A 20,937-nucleotide genomic window follows, 5' to 3' on the forward strand; every position below is an offset into this window, starting at 1 on the left:
CGCAATTAGCTATTAAGGGTTATTACTTTGCAATTTATCGCACTTACTTCTATCGGAATCGAAAATTTATTGGTTGATGAACTAACAGAACTTGGCGCAACTGTGTCTAAGCAAACTGTTGGTTCTGTTCGTTTTGAGGCTGACTCATTACTGGCGCAAAAGGTTTGTTTATCAAGTCGTTTTGCAACGCGTGTGCTTATGCTTATTGAAGAAAAAGAAGGCGTAGATGACAAGAATAGCCTGTATAATTTTGCTCGCTCGCAACCTTGGCAAGAGTGGTTTGGACCAACTCAAACATTCGCTGTCGACTTCAACGGTACCAATGACTCATTAAAAAACACACAATTTTCGGGTCTTGTAATAAAAGATGCGATTGTTGACTACTTTAATGATTTATACGAGCAGCGTCCTAACGTTGATAAGCAAGATGCAAATGTGCGTGTTGTTGCACGATTAAATCGTTACGGCGTTTCTATGTATATTGATTATTCGGGCCCTCGTTTGTCTGAACGTGGTTACCGTCAAGGTCAAGGTAAAGCACCAATTAAAGAACATTTAGCTGCTGCATTAATTAAACGAAGTGGTTGGCTTGATAATGTAAAACAACCTTTATTCGATCCATGTTGTGGTGCAGGTACTATTTTAATCGAAGCGGCTGGCATGGCGCGAAACGAGGCGCCGGGATTATTTCGTGAAGGCTTTGCTTTTGAGCGTTTACCCAGTTTTAGAGCCGCTAAGTTTAAAGAACTTAAAGAAGAGTTACTTGCTAACATTACCGATCCTAAATTGTGGTTAATTGGCCACGATTACGATGAGCAAGTTTTAAATAAAGCGATTGATAATGCCAAACGTGCTGAGCTTGACGATGTTATTAAGTTTAAGCAAAGTGATGCCACTAAACTTACTGCTGTTGCAAAATTACCGGGGGTTGTAATTTCAAACTTACCTTACGGTGAGCGTATTGGTTCTATGGCTGAGCTTGTTGATTTACACCGTAATTTAGGTGTTGGCTTTAAAAAGCACTTTAATCATTGGAAACTTGCCTTACTAGGTATGGACGAGAGCTTATTTAAACTTTTAAAACTTGTGCGCCTTAAGCGTTATAAGTTTAAAAATGGCCCACTTGATGTTGAACTTAACTTATATCAATTAGATGATAAGCAAGTAAGTTTGACCACCGATGATAAAAAAGCGCTTAATTTTGAAGGTTCTACGTCATTCGCAAATAGATTGAAAAAGAATAAGCAAGGCTTAAAAAACTGGCTTAAACAAAATAAAGTAGATGCTTATCGTGTTTATGAAGCGGATATCCCTGAGTACAATGTTGCTGTAGATATTTACGGTGATTCTGCGGTTATTTTTGAATATGCAGCGCCCAAAGAAATTGATGAAAAAACATCAGAAAAACGCCTACAAGACGTAATAACATTAACTTCGCAACAACTTGATATCTCACCTGAAAATATTGCTGTAAAAGTGCGTAAAAAGCAAAAGGGCGAAGACCAGTATACGGCCATGTCTAAACAAAACCGAACTATGGTAGTTGAAGAGTTTGGTGCTAAGTTTAAAGTTAATTTATTTGACTACTTAGACACAGGTTTGTTTTTAGATCACCGTTTAATGCGTCGTTATATTCAAGAAAATGCGAAAGATAAGCGCTTTTTAAACTTGTTTGCATACACAGGTACTGCCTCTGTGCATGCTGCACTTGGTGGCGCTAAAGCAATTACAACAGTTGATTTATCTAAAACCTATTTAAAATGGGGGCAAGATAACTTCGATTTAAACAATATCAGTAATACACGTTACCGTTTTGAACAAGCAGATTGTTTAAAGTGGTTAGAGCATGCGACAGCACAATATGATTTGATATTTTTAGACCCTCCAACGTTCTCAAACTCAAAACGTATGAAAGACGCGTTTGATGTGCAAAGTGATCACATTAAATTATTAACGTGGGTTAAAAAGATCTTAAGTCCATCAGGTACTTTGATTTTCTCTAATAACAAACGTGGTTTTGTAATGGATGAAGTTGGCCTGATTGGTTTAGGTTTAAAAGCCGTTAATATCTCAGATAAAACGCTATCACCAGACTTCAAACGTAATAAAAAAATCCATAATAGCTGGCTAATTACGCATGGCTAAATGGATTTTATATCATACTGATGGTTGCCACTTGTGCGAACAGGCTGAGCAACTTATCACTGATGTACTAAATGACAACAGTGAGTTATTACAAATCGATATTATGACTGATGAGCAGCTTATTGCTGAGTATCAAATTACTATTCCTGTATTAAAAAGTGAAAAAGGCGAGAAATTATATTGGCCTTTTACTTTACACTCTGTGCGCGAATTTTTAGCACAAGCAGAATAAGAGCAAATAAGAACTATGGATTTAATAAGAATTTTAAAAGCACAACTTGCTTTTGGTACACATGCTTTGCTTAACAAAGCAGACGCCGTTATAGAAAGTGGCGAAAGAGTGTGTGTAGTTGGTCGAAATGGCGCGGGTAAGTCAACGTTATTAAAAGTACTCGATGGACAAGTTGTTTTAGATGACGGTGAAATAAATCAGCTTGGTGGCATTCGGATTTCTCGTTTAGAGCAAGATCCACCAAAAGGCGCAAATGGCACTGTATTTGATTACGTTGCGCAGGGTATGCCGGAAATTGCTAACCTACTCATTGATTTTCATCATGTTAGCAACGAACTGCAAACACAATGTACTGATAAGTTATTAAATAAACTTGAACGTTTATCAAACCAACTTGAAGCCGCTGATGGTTGGCGCTTTGATAGCCGAATTCAATTAGTTTTGACACAATTAGAATTAACATCAGAGGCTAAACTTGAGTCACTTTCTGGTGGCTGGCTGCGTAAAGTAGCACTTGCGCGTGCACTTGTAAGTGAGCCTGACTTATTATTACTAGATGAGCCAACAAACCATTTAGATATGGCAAGTGTAATGTGGCTTGAACAGTTTTTAAAAGAATTTAAAGGCGGCATTGTATTTATATCGCATGACCGTGCGTTTATTCGCGCTGTCGCTACGCGTATTTTAGATTTAGATCGCGGTAAACTTATTTCGTACCCAGGTGATTACGCGACTTATCTAGAGCAAAAAGCGCATGATTTAAAAGTAGAAGAAGCGCAAAATGCATTGTTTGATAAGCGTTTAGCTGAAGAAGAAACGTGGATTCGCCAGGGTGTTAAAGCGCGAAGAACGCGTAACGAAGGGCGTGTTCGAGAGCTAAAACAGCTACGTAATGAGCGCAAGCAACGTGTTGATCAAGTTGGTAAAACTGACTTTAATATTGAAACAGCTGATCGCTCAGGTAAGTTGGTATTTGAAGCTAAGAACCTTTGCCATGCATTTAAAGATAAAGTTATTGCTGATGATTTTTCGACACTTGTAATGCGTGGCGACAGAATCGGCTTAGTAGGCCCAAATGGTATTGGTAAAACAACACTATTAAAACTAATGTTTGGTGATTTAGAACCTGATAATGGTATTACTAAGCAAGGTGTTAATTTAGAGTTTGCTTACTTTGACCAATACCGTGAAAAACTTGACGAAGAAGCAACTGTTCAAGATAACGTTGCCGAAGGTAAACAAGAAGTGATGATGGGCGGTCGTTCACGTCATGTTTTAGGTTACCTGCAAGACTTTCTATTCCCTCCAGCTCGCGCTCGAACCCCGGTTAAAGCACTCTCTGGTGGTGAAAAAAATAGACTGCTATTAGCTAAACTGTTTTTAAAACCATCTAATATACTTGTTCTCGATGAGCCAACGAATGACTTGGACATTGAAACGTTAGAGTTACTAGAGGACATTATTAATCAATATCAAGGTACAGTGCTGATTGTAAGTCATGACCGAGAATTTATTGATAATACATGTTCTAGTGTATGGGCATTTGAAGGCAATGGTAAAGTAACAGATATCGTCGGTGGTTATAGCGACTATGAAGCTTATGTAGGTTACTTAGCTGAACAAGAAAAAAAAATTCAGCAACAACCAGTAAAAAAAGTTGAAAAAGTAGCCGCTCCAGCTGCAAAACCAGCAGCTAAGACAAATAAACTCTCTTACAAATTAAAACTTGAATTAGAGCAACTACCGAATAAAATGGAAAAACTAGAAGCTGAAATTGAAGCTCAACAAGCTGTAGTGAGTGACGCAAACTTTTTTAAACAAGAGAGTGATGTAACAACTAAAGCATTGAACCATTTAGCACAACTTGAGTCTGACCTTGAAGCTGCCCTTGAGCGCTGGGAAGAACTTGAAGAATTACAGAATCAGTAGTAAGGACTAAAATGAAATATAAATTACTCGCTGCCAGTATTTTAGCGACATTAAGCACTTCAGCAACAAGTGCGACGTACCAGTTAAGTGAATTAGGGACTCTTGAAGACGCTAAATATTCTTATGTAACAGATGTAAGCGAAAGCGGGCATATTATTGGTTTCGCAAATGGTTTATACAATTTACCTATTGATACAAGCTATATAGATTTTACTGAAAACCTTATTGAAAATAGCTATGACAATACAGAGGCAGCATTTGAATTAAGTGATAAAGAGATTACCTTCACACTTGATGACATTGAAAATAATGATGCAGTACTTACTAATGCTGATGCACACACTTTCATGGTTAGTTTTTTATCTTCAATTTCTACAAATTTTGAATATCAAAAATTAAGCTCATTAGTAGGCATAAAATATAATGATACACAAATAACTGAGCAACCATTATTTGATATTGTATCTGTTGATTATGACGGACTAACACGTTCAACTACTAACCTTTTTAATGCTGTAACTGAAGATGGTGTTACAGTCGGTTGGGGAAGCGCTCCATACGATAAAGTATCTTTTACACCTGATGGTGAAGATGATGCAGAAACATGGTTTACTCATGAATTTATAGAGCGTGGAATTGTAATAAGCGCTGATGGCAGTGTAAGTGTTGAGTTAGAGCCTGAGTTTAATGAATACGGCGGTACAAGTCGTGCCAACGATATTATTAAAACTAACAGTGGTTATACCGTTGTAGGTAATATGTCTACAAGCATTCCAGATGACAGACAAGATAATATTGATGATAACTGTGATAATGAAGACGAACCAACGTCAGTATGTATCAATTTGTTAAATTCAAATATTTCACGAGGCTTATTTAATAAGCGCGCTGTTAAATGGGAACTTGATGAATCACTTAATATCACATCTGTTGAAGAGCTTGGTATGGCACTGACACCTGACGAAGGTGAAGCGGAAGATGACGCATTTACAAGTACTGCTTTAGCAGTGAACAGCAACGAGACAATTGTAGGTTCATCGAATACACGTTATTACAAAAATGACGATACAATTCTTACAATGCCAGTTTATTTTAAAGACGGTGCGGTTGTTGATTTTATTAATCAAGAAGATGACTGGCAGTCTGGTAAATCAATTGCTATTAATGATAACGATGTGATTACAGGTTATGCGACTAAGCGTATTGAAGGCACTCTTCGTAATAAATTCTTTTACCATGATATAGCAACGGGTAGTACGGTTTTCCCTACTGATTACTTTTCAAGCTCAAGTTCTTACGGTAACGATATAAACAACCAAGGTTATATTGTAGGTGAAGGGGAAGTGGGTGTTTCTGATAGCTCGCGACTAAAAGAAGCCTTTATTTACAAAATTGGTGAAGACAAAATCACTAATCTAAACGATTTACTGCCTTGTTATGACACCGACGGTGAAACTGATTACGCTTATACTATGGTTGAAGCGACTGCTATCAACGAAAATAATGAAATATTTGGTACTGCGACTAAAACAGTTGAAAAGCTAGATTCATTAGGCGGTGTAGTAACTGATATTAATGGTGAAATTGAATATGAGAGTATTGCAATAGCAGTTAAACTAACGCCAATTGCAAATGGTGAAGTAGAAAGCTGTGCTCCAGTAGAAGCTGAAGTTTATGAGCGTAACTCTGCTAGCTTCCCTTGGTATACATTATTGTTATTACCACTGGTTGGCTTAAGGCGTGTATTTCGCTTTTAAAGTTTATTGATTATAAAAAAACCAACTTGATAAAGTTGGTTTTTTTTCGTCTATAATATTTTATTAGATTAGGATTGCAGCGATTATTTAGCTTTAACGCCACTAATTATTTCGTGATAACCATGCTTTTTTCACAGAGCGGCGCCAAATAATATCGATACCAAAGTATCCTATAATTGATGCAATAGAAGCACATACTAATGAACCTAATAAAAATGCAGGACCAATTGTTTCTATACTTTCTAAAAACCAAGACCAACTTGCTTCAAATACAAAGTGTTGTTCTGGCTGATTAAGTATTAACGTACCCACTAAGTATGAGCCATAAAAGATAGGTGGCATGGTTAATGGATTCGTAAGCCATACTAAAGCAACTGATATGGGTAAATTAACCCTAAATAATATAGCACCTGCTGCGGCTAAAACCATTTGAAAAGGAACAGGGATGAAAGCAAAAAATAACCCGACCGCGAAGGCTCCTCGAGCTGAACGTCTATTTAAATGCCAAAGATTTGCGTCTTGTAAAAGTCGTCCAAATATTTTTAGTGATTTATGATGTCTAATTTTATTTGGATCAGGTAAAAATCTTTGGATCGTTTTTTTAGCCATTTAAAGCAACCATTTACATCAGTGTGGATAAGTCTTGGGTTTGTAATTGGCTGTGTAGCAACCGTGTTTTATTATCAAACTCTCGAATTTACAGTCTTCACAATTTTCATTGTAATAGTGAGCGCTTATTTTAAGCCGTTTTTAAACGTATTGTTAGGCTTTATTTGTGCAATTTGCTTTGTTGGTATGCATTTTTACCTTTTTTATAGTTTTGAAATACCAAAACCGAACGAAAAGTATGCACTTGATTCTACATTAGTTGTTGAAGAGGTTATTTCTGATAAAAAACCTCAGTATATCAAAGCCAAAATAGTGGCATTAGACGGGAGTAGTTTTTCGAATTTTAGAGCACCCAAAGCAATGCTCAGTGTTAATTCTGCACAGCCTTTTACAGTCGGCGATAAATTCTCTGCATTAATCCATTTAAAATATTTTCGCAGTAATAAAAATTTTAATGTGTTTGATAATGAACGTTATGCATTTATAAATAGAATATTATTTAAAGGCAAAGTGCTCAATAAAGAGCTTAATATAATACACAGCGATAAACAAAGCATCGTGCTAGATTATCAAAAATTCATTAAAAATACCTATACAAATACAAGATTGCAGTGGCTCTATTATGCATTACTCAGTGGTGATAAATCGTTAATGAGCTATACAGATAAACAATTAATGCAATCACTTGGGTTAAGTCACTTACTGGCTATATCGGGCTTACATATTGGTTTGATTTTTAGCTTTGGTTACTTATTCATTCGATTTATCTGTACGAAAATAAACTTTTCAATTGGTCAATCATTTAACCTTACACTTTACTACAGTTCGTTCGGTTTTATAGCTGCATTAGTTTACGTATATTTAAGTGACTTTTTAGTATCAGCAACGCGAGCACTAATTATGCTGGGTTGTTATTTGTTACTTTATTTTCTTGCTAAACAGCCGCTGCGTTGGCGTAGTATTTTATTTGCCTTGGTAATAGTGCTTGCTGTTAACCCATTTAATTTACTTAATCCAGGTCTGTATTTTTCATTTTTAGCGGTCGCTATAATTTTTACTGTTATTAATAAATTACCAATATTAAATACACGAATCAAAAACAAAATTATTGCGTTATTTGTTATTCAAGTAGCATTGTTTATCGGTTTATTACCACTTTCACTTTATTTTTTTAATGGCGTAAGTATTGCGGGCCTAGGCATTAACTTAATTGCGATACCGTTTCTTTCTATCATTATTTTGCCATTTTTGATTGTTTTTACATTACTGAGTACTTTTTTAGATATAGGTAATTTAATACATTTGTTTGATACAGGGTTATATGCGTTATTTAAATTACTTTATGAAATACCTGAGTCATTAAGATGGCTGACAACAGGAAGAATCGAGTTAATATTCGTCATTTTTACCTATATTACTATGTTGATGATTTACTTCCTCCCCTATAAATTGCTCTCTTTCATTCCTTTAACAGTACTTTTATTGAATAATCTTCTAAAAGAAAAGCCTAACTGGCAACTTCATGTGTTTGATGTTGGCCACGGGCTCATGGCATTAATTGAAAAAGATAACCAAGTGCTCATCTATGATTTTGGACCAAGTTATTTTAATCGCTTTAGCCGTACGCGAAGTATCTTATTACCTTATTTAAAAGCAAATAATTTAACAGTAAAAACAGCAATTTTAAGCCATGAAGATAATGATCATGCTGGAGGATTACAGCATTTTATTGAAGCTGGATTTGGGGAAACACTAAAGCAATTTCATCCTGAAAATACACTTAATATGTGTGAAGTCCAAAGTGTTGATTTTGTTGGTTTAAGAGTAGAAAGCTTTAGCACAAGAGGGTATGGGAATGAAAACGACGATTCATGCGTTGTTAGAGTATCGAGTAATACTCATAGTGTGTTGTTTACAGGTGATATATCAAAATCCCGTGAAGCCTCTTTATTAGCGGATAATACGCCGTTGAAAAGTACAGTCATGTTAAGCCCGCATCATGGCAGTGATACATCCTCAAGTGTTAATTTTATTAGTGAAGTAGCTCCTAAGGTTGTGATTCATTCAAGTGCTTATAAAGGCCAGTGGGAATTTCCCAAGCCCTTTGTTGTCGAGCGTTACAAAGCAATAAGCGCAGAGCAATTTACAACAGGCGTAGATGGGCAAATTAGCATTAAATTCTACTCAAACAATTTGGTCATAGAAACAGCAAGAGGGCAGGAAAGTTATTGGTTTATCAAAGATTGACGTTTAGTTTTATCTCATCGAAGGATACAATACAGGGAGTTACTGTATTTAGAGAGTGTTATGGATCAAAGTACTGCACAAATTTATAAACGTCTTGTCTCGTATGTTGGCGCATACAAAAGTGTCGCTTTTATCGCAATTGTTGGGATGATAGGCTATTCAGCAATGGATGCTTTATTCATTCAATTAATGAAGCCGTTTATTGATCAAGGTTTAAACCAGCGAAATACAGAAGTTTTAAAGTACGCTCCTTTTGTAGTTATCGCGTTAGTACTAGGGCGTGGTGTTTTTAACTTTATGTCTTCGTACTGTTTAAGTTATGTGGGCTCTCAAGTTGTACGCTCTTTACGCCAAGAGTTATTTGAGCACATATTGCATTTACCCGTTTCTTTTCATGACAAAAACTCAACGGGCGATTTAATTTCAAAAATCACTTTTGACACAGAGCAAGTTCAACAAGCAATTACTAAAGCGTTACTTATTGTTGTACGTGAAGGGGCCTTTGTTGTCTTTTTACTTGGTGTAATGTTTTATACCAGTTGGAAGCTCTCACTTATATTTCTAGTCATCATCCCTCTCGTTGCCATTATTGTAGCAGTTGTATCGAAACGTTTTCGCCATATTTCTAAAAGTATCCAATCAGCTATGGGGCAGGTTACACGTAGCTCTGAACAAATGCTTAGCGGACATAAAGTTATTCATGGATTTGGCGGACAAGACCAAGAAATAAACCATTTCTCAAAGATTAATAATCATAACCGCCAGCAGCGCATTAAAATGGATGCGACAAAAGCTTTAAGTGTATCAATTATTCAAATATTAGCAGCAAGTGCTATGGCTGTTATTTTATGGGCTGTATCTCTTCCATCAATGATTGATACGATTACCTCTGGTGACTTCATGGCATTAATTGCCTCAATGATGATGCTATTGCGACCGCTAAAACAACTCGCTAATGTTAATAGTGATATGCAGCGTGGTATCTCTGCTGCACAAAGTATATTTTTAGTTTTAGATGAAGAAATGGAAAAAGATACTGGCACCGTTTCAGTCGATAAAGTTAAAGGGTTAATTGAAGTTAAAAATGTAACCTTTAAGTACCCAACAAAAGATGAAGCAGTATTAAACGATTTGTCGCTAACGATTAAAGCGGGTGAAAGTATTGCCTTAGTAGGGCGCTCAGGCTCGGGTAAATCAACAATTTCTAATTTATTACCACGCTACTATGACCTAGAGTTACCGAGTGAAATATTACTTGATGGTATAGCCCTGCAGGATTATAAATTAACAGATTTACGTCGCCAATTTGCTTTAGTGTCTCAGCAAGTCGTGTTATTTAACGATACGATTGCTAACAATATTTGTTATGGCATAAAGCATGATGTGTCTGAGGAAGAATTAGAGCAAGTTGCTAAACAAGCGCACGTTTGGGAGTTTGTTAAAGACTTGCCAGAGCAATTAAACACCATGGTAGGTGAAAATGGCGTAATGCTCTCCGGCGGTCAACGCCAGCGTATAGCGATAGCACGTGCAATATTAAAAGACGCACCTATTTTGATTTTAGACGAGGCTACATCAGCACTTGATACCGAATCTGAAAAGCTTATTCAGCAAGCATTAGAAACGCTAATGAAAGATAAAACCTCAATTGTTATTGCGCATCGCTTATCTACTATCGAAAACAGTGACCGAATCTATGTTATTGATAATGGTCGTGTAATAGAAAGTGGCGATCACAATAGCTTATTAGCAAATGACGGTACTTATTCAGCCCTTTGCAAAATGCAGTTTGGTGATCAGGCGTGAGTAAAATAGAACAAAGCTGGTATAAACCATTTGGTCTAATTACTTTACTGTTATTACCATTAAGTGCTTTGTTTTGGGTTGTCTCGTCATTTCGAAAATACTTATACAGCGCTAAAATACTTAAACCTTTTGAGTGTAAAACGCCTGTAATTGTAGTTGGCAATATAAGTGTTGGCGGTAATGGTAAAACGCCTTTTGTTTTGTGGCTGTATGGTCATTTAACTCAGCAAGGTTTATCAGTGGGAATTATTAGTAGAGGATATGGTGGGCAATCAGAAAATTACCCGCTGTTAGTTACTGAGCTTGTAGATGCTCAGCAGGCTGGAGATGAGCCCGTACTTTTATACCATCGTTTAAAGTGCCCAATAGCGGTTGGGCCTAATAGACAACACAATATCGATTTATTAGAAAATAATTATACACTCGATGTTATTATTTCTGATGATGGAATGCAGCATTATAAAATGCCTCGTAGCATTGAGTGTTGTATTGTTGATAGTGAGCGTCGTTTTGGTAATGGCTTTGTTATGCCAGCAGGACCACTTCGTGAAACAACTAAACGTTTGCAAAGTGTCGATATAGTAATTGAAAATGGTGGTGAGGCTAATAATAGCTACACATTACAAGTAAGTAACCTTCGCTTGGTTAATTCAAGCGATTATGCAAAAAGTAACGTAAGTGAAGCACATGCAATAAGTGCAATTGGGAACCCTAAACGGTTTGAAAACTCATTAGAAGCACAAGATATTACGTTATTATCGACTCATCATTTTAGAGATCATTATGCTTATACAGTAGATGATTTTGCCCAATTTGGTGATGATTGCATTATAATGACCGAAAAAGATGCCGTTAAATGTAAGTCCTTTGCAAAGCCTAATTGGTATTATTTACCAGTAGATGCACAACCTACCGATAGCGTAATAAACAAATTAAATTCAATATTAAAAGAAAAAGGAATACTCAATGGCCTTTGATACAAAATTACTCGAGATAATTGCGTGCCCTGTTTGTAAGGGAAAATTACGCTTTGACAGAGAAAACAACGAACTAATTAGCACAGCAGCTAAGCTTGCTTATCCTGTTCAAGACGATATTCCAGTTTTACTTGAAAATGAAGCACGAGAACTATCTCTAGAAGAGGTTGAAAAGTGGAATTCGTAGTTGTAATTCCTGCTCGTTTTGCATCGACCCGACTACCAGGTAAACCGCTTGCTGATATTTGTGGCAAGCCAATGGTTCAACACGTTTACGAAAAAGCATGTTTATCAGGTGCTAGTAAAGTAGTTATAGCAACCGATCATCAAAAAGTATTTGATGCAGTAAGTATGTTTACTAATGATGTAGTAATGACGCGTGAAGATCACCAGTCGGGTACTGAACGATTAGCTGAAGTGGTTGATTTTCTTAAACTTGATAGCAATACAATTGTGGTTAATGTACAAGGCGATGAGCCATTACTTGCACCAGAAAACGTATCTCAAGTTGCTGCACTATTAAGTGATTCAACAGCACCAATGGCAACGTTAAGTGTTGCTATTGAAGAGCGTGATGAAGTATTTAATCCTAATGCCGTTAAAGTGGTTAGCGATATAAATAAAAATGCCCTGTATTTCTCTCGTGCAAGTATACCGTTTGATAGAAATACGATGATGGATGATAGCACTGCCCTTAATTTAGCGCCATTTCAACGCCATGTGGGTATTTATGCGTACAGAGCGGGTTTTATTAAACAATATATAGAGCTGAGTGTATCACCACTAGAATTACTTGAATCACTTGAGCAGTTACGTGTTTTGTATCACGGTTATAAAATTAAAATAGAACAAGCTCAAATAGCCCCTCATGCAGGTGTAGATACGCCTGATGACTTAGCTAAAGTAATAGCGCATATTAAAAGTAAAAACGTGTGAGTGAGCAAGTAAGTAAGATATTAAAAGTTGTTTATACACATAACGATTTTTATATTTTAGAAAAGCCAGCGGGTCTTAATTTTCATTCTGAAGAGGGGCCCGGCTTTGTTGTTTTAGCCGAACAACAATTATCGCAAAAGCTTTATGCCGTTCATCGTTTAGATAAAGTGACATCAGGGCTGATTATTTTAGCGCGAAACAAAGCCTCTGCAGCCGCCTTTACTGTTATGTTTACTGAGCATGCGATTGCTAAATTTTATTTAGCGATTAGTGATGCTAAACCTAAAAAGAAGCAAGGGTGGATAAAAGGCGATATGGCTAAGTCTCGCCGTGGCTCATTTAAGTTACTAACGAGTACACTCAACCCTGCAATCACCCGATTCTATTCTCTGAGTTATAAGCCAGGATTTAGAGGGTATATTTTAAAACCTTATTCAGGAAAGACGCATCAATTAAGAGTGGCACTAAAAAGTGTGGGCGCAGCTATTTTAGGCGATGCAATGTATTCAGGTACACCATCAAATCGTACCTATTTACATGCATATGCATTGAGCTTTTATTGGCAAAGTGAACAAATACAGCTAACTTTATTACCCGATAATGGTGATGAGTATTTGGCGTTAATTAAACATCAAGATTTTCAAGCATGGCAATCGCCATGGCAACTGGATTGGTAAATGAGCGAAAAAGTTACAGATATACGTTTTGGTGGTATTAAACGTTTATATGGTCATCAACAGTTTGATTGGCTTCAAGAAGCACATTTTTGTGTAGTAGGGATCGGTGGTGTAGGAAGCTGGACAGCAGAAGCACTTGCACGTACTGGTGTTGGTAAAATAACACTTATAGATTTGGATGATATTTGCGCGACTAACGTCAATAGGCAAATTCATGCGTTAACGGGCACTATTGGTCAAGCTAAAGTCGATGCAATGAAAGCGCGCTGCGAGCTCATTAATCCACAGTGCCAAGTTCATGTAATAGATGACTTTATTACGCTTGATAATATTCAAGAGCATATTCAAGGTTTTGATTATGTAATTGATTGTATTGATGCAGTTAAAGAAAAAGCAGCGTTAATTGCTCACTGTAAACGTAATAAACTACCTATAATTACAACTGGTGGTGCTGGCGGGCAAACAGATCCTAGCCAAATAACCTTTGGTGATGTAGCTAAAACTACGCAAGACCCATTACTTGCAAAGGTGCGCTATATTTTGCGCAAGCAATATAATTTTAGTAATAATCCTAAACGTAAGTTTAATATTGATTGTGTTTACTCAACAGAGCAATTGGTTTACCCAGGAAGCGATGGCAGCGTATGTCATGCTAAGCAAAGTGCTGATGGCACGATGAATATGGACTGTAATAATGGTTTTGGCTCTGTGACTATGATCACAGGAAGCTTTGGTTTTTTTGTTGCTGCTAAAGCTGTACGTAAATACCTAGATAAAAAACAACGCTCACAAGCCTAGGGTCTGCCTAGCCTAAATACCAAACAGACTGCTGCAATTTAACCTTGAAAGATCAACAGACCTCGGTTAACTTAGCTTGTGTTGTGCCATGGTTTGAATTTTTTCAACCATGGCTTTAATACCATTACCACGTGATGCGCTTAAGTGGCTAATAAGGCCTAGCTTTTCAAATTCTTCATACGCATTTTTATTCACTACTTGCTCTGGTGTGAGGCCATTGTAAAGCGCTAAAATAATGGCTAATAATCCTTTTACTATACGAGTATCAGAGTCACCTATTACAACAAGTGTATTTTCTGTTAAATCAAATTCAACAAACATCCATACTTTGCTTTCACAGCCTGGTACAAGTGCATCATCAGTCTTCAAAACATCAGCTAAAACAGGTAAAGTTTTTCCTAAAAGCATTATCTCACGATATTTTTGCTGCCAAGCGGGCGCATTTTTTATAGATTCTGTGACTTTGTTAAACGTATTTGTCATGAGTTATCCTAATTAATTCTATTAAAGTGACGTTTAGTCCAGTAAAGCGATACATTTTTTAAGTGAATCAATGAATATATCTACATCTTTGTAGGTATTATAAAAAGAAAAACTCGCTCTTAACGTTCCATTAAGCCCTAAATGTGTCATTAATGGCTGTGTACAATGGTGTCCACTCCTTACTGCAACCCCGTACCCGTCAAGTAAAGTTGCCAAATCATAAGGATGTTCATCATTTAAGTTGAAGCAGAGTGTACCAATATTGTCTGATAGGTTGCTATATATTGTAATACCATCAACCTTTACCAATTTTTGAGCGGCATAACTAAACAATTTTTGCTCATATTGCTGGATTTTTGCGTGATCTAATTCATTTAAATAGTCTAATGCGGCACCAAAGCCTAAAACTCCAGAGATATTTGGTGTTCCAGTTTCAAATTTTGCAGGCGCAGGACGATAAGTACTGTGAGTTAAGTACACTTTATCGATCATTTCCCCACCTGATTGGTAAATATCAAGGGTATTTAATTGCTCATATCGACCATAAAGCACACCTAATCCTGTTGGGCCGAGCATTTTATGGCTTGAGCAGACATAAAAGTCACAGTTTAATTCACGTAAATCGGGTTTTAAATGCAGTGCACCTTGTGCACCATCCACTAGAACAAGAGAATTGACGTCTTTTGCAGCTCTAATTAGTGGTTTTAAATCGGTTATATTACCCAGTGTGTTAGATGCTTGTGTAATAGCTAATAGGGCAGGTTTTGTTTCTTTTATAAATTTACAGCATTCTTTGGTGTTCAGCGTGCCATTTTTATTTAGTGGAAGCGCTATTAATTTAGCACCCGTTTGTTGACTCACTATTTGCCAAGGCACTATGTTTGCATGATGCTCAAGCGGAGATATCATTATGGTATGACTTTCATTTAAGCGCTTTTTTAATCCGTTAGCGACCAAGTTAATGGCTTCTGTAGCGCCTTTAGTCCATACAATCTCTTTACTAAATACATTGAAATACTCTGCAGTTTTATCCCGTACTTGTTCATATGAATAAGTTGCTTGCTCGCTAAGTGTATGGCGTCCACGGTGTACATTAGCATTTTGAGACGTATAAAACTCAGTAATTGTATCTATAACTGATTGAGGCTTTTGTGAGGTTGCTGCTGAGTCTAAATAAACAAGCGGGCAGCCGTTTATTGTTTGATTTAATGTTGGGAAGTCGTTTCTAATTTTATTTATATCAAACTTTAAAGCAAGCATGGCTCATCTACATAGTGTTTTTAAGGCAGGAATTGTAATCGGTTTATGATAATTCTCAAGTGTTGTTAATAAAAAAGGCCGCAAAATGCGGCCTTTTTAAACTAACCAACGTTAATTAACGCTTGTCAGTTGATACGTAGTCACGTTGAGTGTAACCAGTATAAAGTTGACGAGGACGGCTGATCTTATGACCAGGTTGAGATAGCATCTCATCCCAGTGAGTGATCCAACCAACAGTACGTGCCATTGCAAAGATTACAGTGAACATGCTTGTTGGAATACCAATCGCTTTTAAGATAATACCAGAGTAGAAATCTACGTTAGGGTATAATTTCTTCTCTACAAAGTACGGGTCTTCAAGGGCAATTTGCTCAAGCTTCATAGCAATATCAAGAAGTGGATCTTGGATATTAAGCTCAGCTAAAACTTCATGACACGTTTGACGCATTACTGTAGCACGTGGGTCGAAGTTTTTGTAAACGCGGTGACCAAAGCCCATAAGGCGGAATGGGTCAGCTTTGTCTTTAGCTTTAGCAACGTATTCATCAATACGATCCACAGAGCCAATCTCTTCTAACATGTTTAAACATGCTTCGTTAGCGCCGCCGTGAGCAGGTCCCCATAAAGAAGCAATACCAGCTGCAATACATGCATACGGGTTAGCACCTGATGAACCAGCAAGACGAACTGTTGAAGTCGATGCATTTTGCTCATGATCTGCATGAAGCATAAAGATTTTATCCATAGCTTTAGCAGTTACAGGGTTAACTTTATATTCTTCAGCAGGTACAGAGAACATCATGTGTAAGAAGTTTTCTGCGTAGCTTAAATCGTTACGTGGGTATACAAACGGTTGGCCGATGTTTGTTTTATAAGCCATTGCAGCAATAGTTGGTAACTTAGCAACTAGCTTAACTGCACTTGTTTTACGTTGTTCTGCATCAGTAATATCAAGGTCTTCATGATAAAAAGATGATAATGCACCCACTACGCCACAAAGCATTGCCATTGGGTGAGCGTCAAAGCGGAAACCTTGGAAAAAGTTAGCAATTTTCTCGTCAAGCATAGTGCTTGTAGTGATTTCATTCTTAAAAACTTCATATTGTTCTTTAGAAGGTAACTCACCATTTAAAAGTAAGTAGCAAAGCTCAATATAGTTAGAATCTTCAGCTAATTGCTCAATTGGGTAACCACGGTGAAGTAGTACACCTTTACCACCATCAATATAGGTGATTGCAGATTCACAAGAACCAGTCGACATGAAACCTGGGTCATAAGTAAAGTGACCATGTGAACCTAACGTACGTACGTCGATTACATCTTGGCCAGCAGTGCCTTGATAAATTGGAAGTTCGATTGGATCTAGTCCATCAATATGGACTGTGGCTTTTTTATCTGCCATCGCTATGTATCTCCTATTAAGATATCTATTCTGATTTTTAGATTTTAAAGTTCTGAAATCTGTTTTAAGCACATCTTCGCATTTTAACGTGAAAGAGGGGGTTAAAGTCAATTTTTATAAACATTATGCATATATGTATAATAAATATTCGGTATTAATTAAATATAATACTATTGGCTAATTCGCAAACATCTCTAAATAAACAAGAATTGTAAAAAGTCCTGTGGGTATATATACTAACGGTGGTTTTAAACCGTATTGTATTTGGGTAAACATATTCTTAACAGCTTAAAATTTACTGTTTTGTGAACTTTAACTATTTTGATATGTTTATTCTGATAGTTCCATCAGTAATATTTGGTGGGTTTTTAGAAAAACAAGTAGATGAGCTCCACTGTGAGCTAAGATGGGCAAGTAACTGTGAAAAAGCAAAGACCTGTAAATCTAGATCTAACAACTATATCTATGCCGGCAACGGCTAAAGCTTCAATTTTTCACCGCGTCACCGGTGTTGCATTGTTTTTTGCTTTAACGTTTGTCATTTGGGCTTGGTCTGAGTCTCTCTCTTCAGCTGAAGGTTTTGAATTCGTCAAGGGTCTGTTTAACGGATTCATTGCCAAATTTATAGCTTGGGGCACTGTTTCTGTATTAGGTTATCACCTTATTGGTGGCATCCGTCATATGATTATGGATATGGGACATTGGGAAGAACTTGAATCAGGTAATCTCAGCGCTAAAGTATCAATGGCTCTTGGTGTTGTGTTTGCCGTATTGGCAGGGGTGTGGATATGGTTTTAAATCAAGCAACTCTAAAACGTGATGGTGTACAAGATTTCGTATCTTTACGTACCACGGCATTAATAATCAGCGCGTACGCGATTTTTATTATCGGCTATTTTTTAGCGACGCCAGAAGTCACTTTCGAAGCCTGGACAGGCCTCTTCTCTAACCTAGCAATGAAAGGGTTTACTTTAATTACCCTTATTTGCATTATGGTTCATACCCGCATTGGCCTTTGGCAAGTTCTTACAGACTATGTTAAGTGTTCGAAGTTGCGTGCTGTTTTAGGTTTTGTTTTAAACCTAATGGCCGTTGCTTACGTAGCTATTGGTCTAATTGTATTATGGGGTGTTTAAGTGAAATATTCTGTTCGTGAATTTGACGCCGTAGTAATTGGTGCAGGTGGTGCTGGTATGCGCGCTGCTTTAGCAATTACAGAATCTGGCAAAACGTGTGCATTAATATCTAAAGTATTTCCAACGCGCTCACACACTGTATCTGCTCAAGGTGGTATTACAGTAGCTCTTGGTAATTCACACGAAGACAACTGGGAATGGCATATGTACGATACCGTTAAGGGTTCCGATTTTATCGGCGACCAAGACGCTATTGAATACATGTGTCAAACTGGCCCAGAAGCTATTACTGAATTAGAAAACATGGGACTACCATTTTCTCGTTTTGAAAATGGCCGTGTTTACCAACGTCCTTTCGGTGGTCAATCGAAAAACTTTGGTGGTGAACAAGCCGCACGTACTGCTGCTGCAGCTGACCGTACTGGTCATGCTTTACTTCATCTTCTATATCAACAAAACGTTAAAAACAAAACAAATGTATTCTCTGAGTGGTATGCACTTGACTTAGTTAAAAACGACAATGGCGATGTAGTAGGGTGTACAGCAATTGAGATTGAAACAGGTGAAATCACTTTCTTCAAATCTAAAGCAGTTGTATTAGCCACTGGTGGTGCAGGTCGCATATTCGCATCAACAACAAATGCTCACATTAACACCGGTGACGGTGTTGGTATGGCAACACGCGCTGGTATTTCTATGCAAGACATGGAAATGTGGCAGTTCCACCCAACGGGTATTGCAGGTGCTGGTACGCTAGTAACTGAAGGTTGTCGTGGTGAAGGCGGTTATCTTTTAAATAAAGATGGCGAGCGCTTCATGGAACGTTACGCACCAAACGCAAAAGACTTAGCGTCTCGCGATGTTGTTGCGCGTTCAATGATGACTGAAATCCGTGAAGGTCGTGGTTGTGATGGTCCTTGGGGTCCTCATATCAAGCTGAAACTTGACCATTTAGGTGAAGAAACGCTTAACCTACGTCTTCCTGGCGTATGTGACCTAGCTAAAACTTTCGCTCACGTTGATCCAGCTAAAGAGCCAATTCCAGTAATTCCTACTTGTCATTACATGATGGGTGGTGTTCCTACTAACGTAAATGGACAAGCACTACAAATCGATGCTCAAGGCAACGAAAAAGTAGTTGAAGGTTTATTTGCTGTTGGTGAGATTGCATGTGTATCTGTACACGGTGCAAACCGCCTTGGTGGTAACTCATTACTAGATTTAGTTGTATTTGGCCGTGCTGCTGGTAACTTCTTAGGTAAATACCTTAAAGATGTTGAAGTATCAAAAGCGGCTTCAGAGTCAGATTTAGAAGCGTCTCTTGCACGTTACAACCGTTGGGAAAATTCAACGGCTGGCCAAGGTGAAGATCCAGTTCAAATCAAAAAAGACCTACAGCAATGTATGCAGCTTAACTTCTCGGTATTCCGTGAAGGCGATTCAATGGCTTCAGGTCTTCAAGAACTTAAAGAAATTCGTGAACGTCTGCAACATGCTCGTCTTGATGATAAATCATCAGACTTCAATACGCAGCGTATCGAATGTCTTGAACTAGATAACTTAATGGAAACAGCTTACTCAACTGCAGTAGCTGCAAACTTCCGTACAGAAAGCCGTGGTGCACATTCTCGCTTTGACTACCCAGATCGTGATGACGAAAACTGGTTATGTCACTCAGTATTCAATCCTGTAACGGATGAAATGAGTAAGCGTGATGTAAACTATGCGCCTAAAACGCGTGAAGCTTTCCCACCTAAAGCACGTGTTTACTAGGAGATAGACGATGGCACAAGTACAATTTTCAGTTTATCGTTATAATCCAGATGTTGACAACGCTCCTCGTATGCAAGAATACACCTTGCAAACAGAGGAAGGTCACGACATGATGGTGTTAGATGCACTTATTCTTTTAAAAGAACAAGATCCTACACTATCTTTTCGTCGTTCATGCCGTGAAGGTGTGTGTGGATCTGATGGTGTTAACATGAATGGTAAAAATGGTTTAGCATGTATTACTCCTTTATCTACGCTACAAAAAAATGGCAAAGGTAAAATTGTAGTACGTCCGTTACCAGGCTTACCTGTGGTTCGTGACCTTGTTATTGACATGAGTCAGTTCTACACTCAGTACGAAAAAGTTAAACCTTATTTAATTAATGATCAGCCTGCAGCAGGCGAGCGTCTTCAATCTATTGAAGAACGTGATAAATTAGATGGGCTATATGAGTGTATTTTGTGTGCATGTTGTTCGACATCGTGTCCTTCGTTCTGGTGGAATCCAGACAAGTTCATTGGTCCAGCAGGCCTTCTTCACGCTTACCGTTTCTTAGCTGATAGCCGAGATACAGCAACTGAAGAACGTTTAGCGGATTTAGACGATGCGTTCAGTGTGTTCCGTTGCCACAGTATCATGAACTGTGTTAGCGTTTGTCCTAAGGGTCTTAACCCGACTAAAGCAATTGGGCAAATCAAATCTATGTTATTAAACCGAGCGGTTTGATTACTTAGTAAACGTAAGATGGCTAATACAGATTATTAGCCAT

The 20,937-nt window shown here is 37.6% G+C and carries 19 protein-coding genes; 15 read left to right on the forward strand and 4 right to left on the reverse strand.

The features are described from left to right. Positions 1-27 precede the first annotated feature (27 nt). The 4 genes from rlmKL to GQR53_RS06180 are packed head-to-tail and all read left to right on the forward strand — an operon-like array spanning position 28 to position 6,063. Positions 28-2,145, forward strand: coding sequence for a bifunctional 23S rRNA (guanine(2069)-N(7))-methyltransferase RlmK/23S rRNA (guanine(2445)-N(2))-methyltransferase RlmL (rlmKL, locus tag GQR53_RS06165; RefSeq protein WP_008133692.1), 2,118 nt, complete (start codon positions 28-30; stop codon positions 2,143-2,145). After that, positions 2,138-2,377 (forward strand): glutaredoxin family protein, encoded by a 240-nt coding sequence (locus GQR53_RS06170; protein ID WP_165743192.1) that lies wholly within the window; start codon positions 2,138-2,140, stop codon positions 2,375-2,377. Before rlmKL ends, GQR53_RS06170 begins: the two co-directional genes overlap by 8 nt. Positions 2,378-2,392: 15 nt before the next feature. After that, positions 2,393-4,306 (forward strand): ABC transporter ATP-binding protein, encoded by a 1,914-nt coding sequence (locus tag GQR53_RS06175; RefSeq protein WP_165743194.1) that lies wholly within the window; start codon positions 2,393-2,395, stop codon positions 4,304-4,306. Positions 4,307-4,317: 11 nt separating this feature from the next. Continuing rightward, positions 4,318-6,063, forward strand: coding sequence for a DUF3466 family protein (locus GQR53_RS06180; protein ID WP_165743196.1), 1,746 nt, complete (start codon positions 4,318-4,320; stop codon positions 6,061-6,063). 102 nt (positions 6,064-6,165) lie between these two features. On the opposite strand, the gene GQR53_RS06185 is transcribed toward GQR53_RS06180, so the two are convergent. Next, complete coding sequence (locus tag GQR53_RS06185) at positions 6,166-6,672, reverse strand: DUF2062 domain-containing protein (protein ID WP_024595571.1); 507 nt, start codon at positions 6,670-6,672, stop codon at positions 6,166-6,168. On the opposite strand from GQR53_RS06185, the gene GQR53_RS06190 reads away from it, so the two are divergent. From GQR53_RS06190 to tcdA, 7 genes are read left to right on the forward strand one after another with little or no spacing between them, the layout of a single operon-like run. Continuing rightward, a complete protein-coding gene (locus GQR53_RS06190; protein WP_165743198.1) occupies positions 6,652-8,919 on the forward strand; it encodes a DNA internalization-related competence protein ComEC/Rec2 in 2,268 nt (755 codons plus the stop codon). The genes GQR53_RS06185 and GQR53_RS06190 overlap by 21 nt on opposite strands. Before the next feature lie 60 nt (positions 8,920-8,979). Further along, positions 8,980-10,725, forward strand: coding sequence for a lipid A export permease/ATP-binding protein MsbA (gene msbA, locus GQR53_RS06195; RefSeq protein WP_149602576.1), 1,746 nt, complete (start codon positions 8,980-8,982; stop codon positions 10,723-10,725). Beyond that, positions 10,722-11,702, forward strand: coding sequence for a tetraacyldisaccharide 4'-kinase (lpxK, locus tag GQR53_RS06200; RefSeq protein WP_165743199.1), 981 nt, complete (start codon positions 10,722-10,724; stop codon positions 11,700-11,702). The genes msbA and lpxK overlap by 4 nt, the downstream gene beginning before the upstream one ends. Then, complete coding sequence (locus GQR53_RS06205; protein WP_002961789.1) at positions 11,692-11,889, forward strand: Trm112 family protein; 198 nt, start codon at positions 11,692-11,694, stop codon at positions 11,887-11,889. Before lpxK ends, GQR53_RS06205 begins: the two co-directional genes overlap by 11 nt. Beyond that, entirely contained in the window at positions 11,877-12,638 is a 762-nt protein-coding gene (gene kdsB / locus GQR53_RS06210; protein WP_165743201.1) for a 3-deoxy-manno-octulosonate cytidylyltransferase, read from the forward strand. Before GQR53_RS06205 ends, kdsB begins: the two co-directional genes overlap by 13 nt. Next, the gene (locus GQR53_RS06215; protein WP_165743203.1) at positions 12,635-13,315 is read left to right on the forward strand and encodes a TIGR01621 family pseudouridine synthase; all 681 of its coding nucleotides are present in this window, start codon (positions 12,635-12,637) and stop codon (positions 13,313-13,315) included. The genes kdsB and GQR53_RS06215 overlap by 4 nt, the downstream gene beginning before the upstream one ends. Next, the gene (gene tcdA, locus GQR53_RS06220; RefSeq protein WP_154903051.1) at positions 13,316-14,113 is read left to right on the forward strand and encodes a tRNA cyclic N6-threonylcarbamoyladenosine(37) synthase TcdA; all 798 of its coding nucleotides are present in this window, start codon (positions 13,316-13,318) and stop codon (positions 14,111-14,113) included. Positions 14,114-14,179: 66 nt separating this feature from the next. Here the strand turns inward: tcdA and GQR53_RS06225 are convergent, their stop codons facing one another. From GQR53_RS06225 to GQR53_RS06235, 3 genes are all read right to left on the reverse strand, one after another. Beyond that, the gene (locus GQR53_RS06225; RefSeq protein WP_165743205.1) at positions 14,180-14,596 is read right to left on the reverse strand and encodes a SufE family protein; all 417 of its coding nucleotides are present in this window, start codon (positions 14,594-14,596) and stop codon (positions 14,180-14,182) included. 33 nt (positions 14,597-14,629) lie between these two features. After that, positions 14,630-15,856, reverse strand: coding sequence for a SufS family cysteine desulfurase (locus tag GQR53_RS06230; protein ID WP_165743206.1), 1,227 nt, complete (start codon positions 15,854-15,856; stop codon positions 14,630-14,632). A 115-nt stretch (positions 15,857-15,971) separates the two neighbouring features. Then, positions 15,972-17,258 (reverse strand): citrate synthase, encoded by a 1,287-nt coding sequence (locus GQR53_RS06235; protein WP_165743208.1) that lies wholly within the window; start codon positions 17,256-17,258, stop codon positions 15,972-15,974. Between the two features lie 420 nt (positions 17,259-17,678). On the opposite strand from GQR53_RS06235, the gene sdhC reads away from it, so the two are divergent. The 4 genes from sdhC to GQR53_RS06255 are packed head-to-tail and all read left to right on the forward strand — an operon-like array spanning position 17,679 to position 20,894. Further along, positions 17,679-18,056 carry a succinate dehydrogenase, cytochrome b556 subunit gene (gene sdhC, locus GQR53_RS06240; RefSeq protein WP_122975019.1) on the forward strand — a complete coding sequence of 126 codons (378 nt, stop codon included), beginning with the start codon at positions 17,679-17,681 and terminating at the stop codon, positions 18,054-18,056. Beyond that, entirely contained in the window at positions 18,047-18,394 is a 348-nt protein-coding gene (sdhD, locus tag GQR53_RS06245) for a succinate dehydrogenase, hydrophobic membrane anchor protein (protein ID WP_002961798.1), read from the forward strand. The genes sdhC and sdhD overlap by 10 nt, the downstream gene beginning before the upstream one ends. After that, complete coding sequence (gene sdhA, locus GQR53_RS06250; RefSeq protein WP_002961801.1) at positions 18,395-20,167, forward strand: succinate dehydrogenase flavoprotein subunit; 1,773 nt, start codon at positions 18,395-18,397, stop codon at positions 20,165-20,167. 10 nt (positions 20,168-20,177) lie between these two features. Beyond that, positions 20,178-20,894 (forward strand): succinate dehydrogenase iron-sulfur subunit, encoded by a 717-nt coding sequence (locus GQR53_RS06255; RefSeq protein WP_002961804.1) that lies wholly within the window; start codon positions 20,178-20,180, stop codon positions 20,892-20,894. Positions 20,895-20,937 lie beyond the last annotated feature (43 nt).

Origin of the sequence: Pseudoalteromonas sp. Z9A6 (assembly GCF_011378805.1) — a bacterium.
GTDB lineage: Bacteria > Pseudomonadota > Gammaproteobacteria > Enterobacterales > Alteromonadaceae > Pseudoalteromonas > Pseudoalteromonas distincta.

What these genes read in the sequence shown, in the direction of transcription:
- GQR53_RS06170 (WP_165743192.1), top strand. Translation starts at nt 2,138, where the DNA reads ATGGCTAAATGGATTTTATATCATACTGATGGTTGCCACTTGTGCGAA.
- GQR53_RS06175 (WP_165743194.1), top strand. Translation starts at nt 2,393, where the DNA reads ATGGATTTAATAAGAATTTTAAAAGCACAACTTGCTTTTGGTACACAT.
- GQR53_RS06180 (WP_165743196.1), top strand. Translation starts at nt 4,318, where the DNA reads ATGAAATATAAATTACTCGCTGCCAGTATTTTAGCGACATTAAGCACT.
- GQR53_RS06185 (WP_024595571.1), bottom strand. Translation starts at nt 6,672, where the DNA reads ATGGCTAAAAAAACGATCCAAAGATTTTTACCTGATCCAAATAAAATT.
- msbA (WP_149602576.1), top strand. Translation starts at nt 8,980, where the DNA reads ATGGATCAAAGTACTGCACAAATTTATAAACGTCTTGTCTCGTATGTT.
- GQR53_RS06205 (WP_002961789.1), top strand. Translation starts at nt 11,692, where the DNA reads ATGGCCTTTGATACAAAATTACTCGAGATAATTGCGTGCCCTGTTTGT.
- tcdA (WP_154903051.1), top strand. Translation starts at nt 13,316, where the DNA reads ATGAGCGAAAAAGTTACAGATATACGTTTTGGTGGTATTAAACGTTTA.
- GQR53_RS06225 (WP_165743205.1), bottom strand. Translation starts at nt 14,596, where the DNA reads ATGACAAATACGTTTAACAAAGTCACAGAATCTATAAAAAATGCGCCC.
- GQR53_RS06230 (WP_165743206.1), bottom strand. Translation starts at nt 15,856, where the DNA reads ATGCTTGCTTTAAAGTTTGATATAAATAAAATTAGAAACGACTTCCCA.
- GQR53_RS06235 (WP_165743208.1), bottom strand. Translation starts at nt 17,258, where the DNA reads ATGGCAGATAAAAAAGCCACAGTCCATATTGATGGACTAGATCCAATC.
- sdhD (WP_002961798.1), top strand. Translation starts at nt 18,047, where the DNA reads ATGGTTTTAAATCAAGCAACTCTAAAACGTGATGGTGTACAAGATTTC.
- GQR53_RS06255 (WP_002961804.1), top strand. Translation starts at nt 20,178, where the DNA reads ATGGCACAAGTACAATTTTCAGTTTATCGTTATAATCCAGATGTTGAC.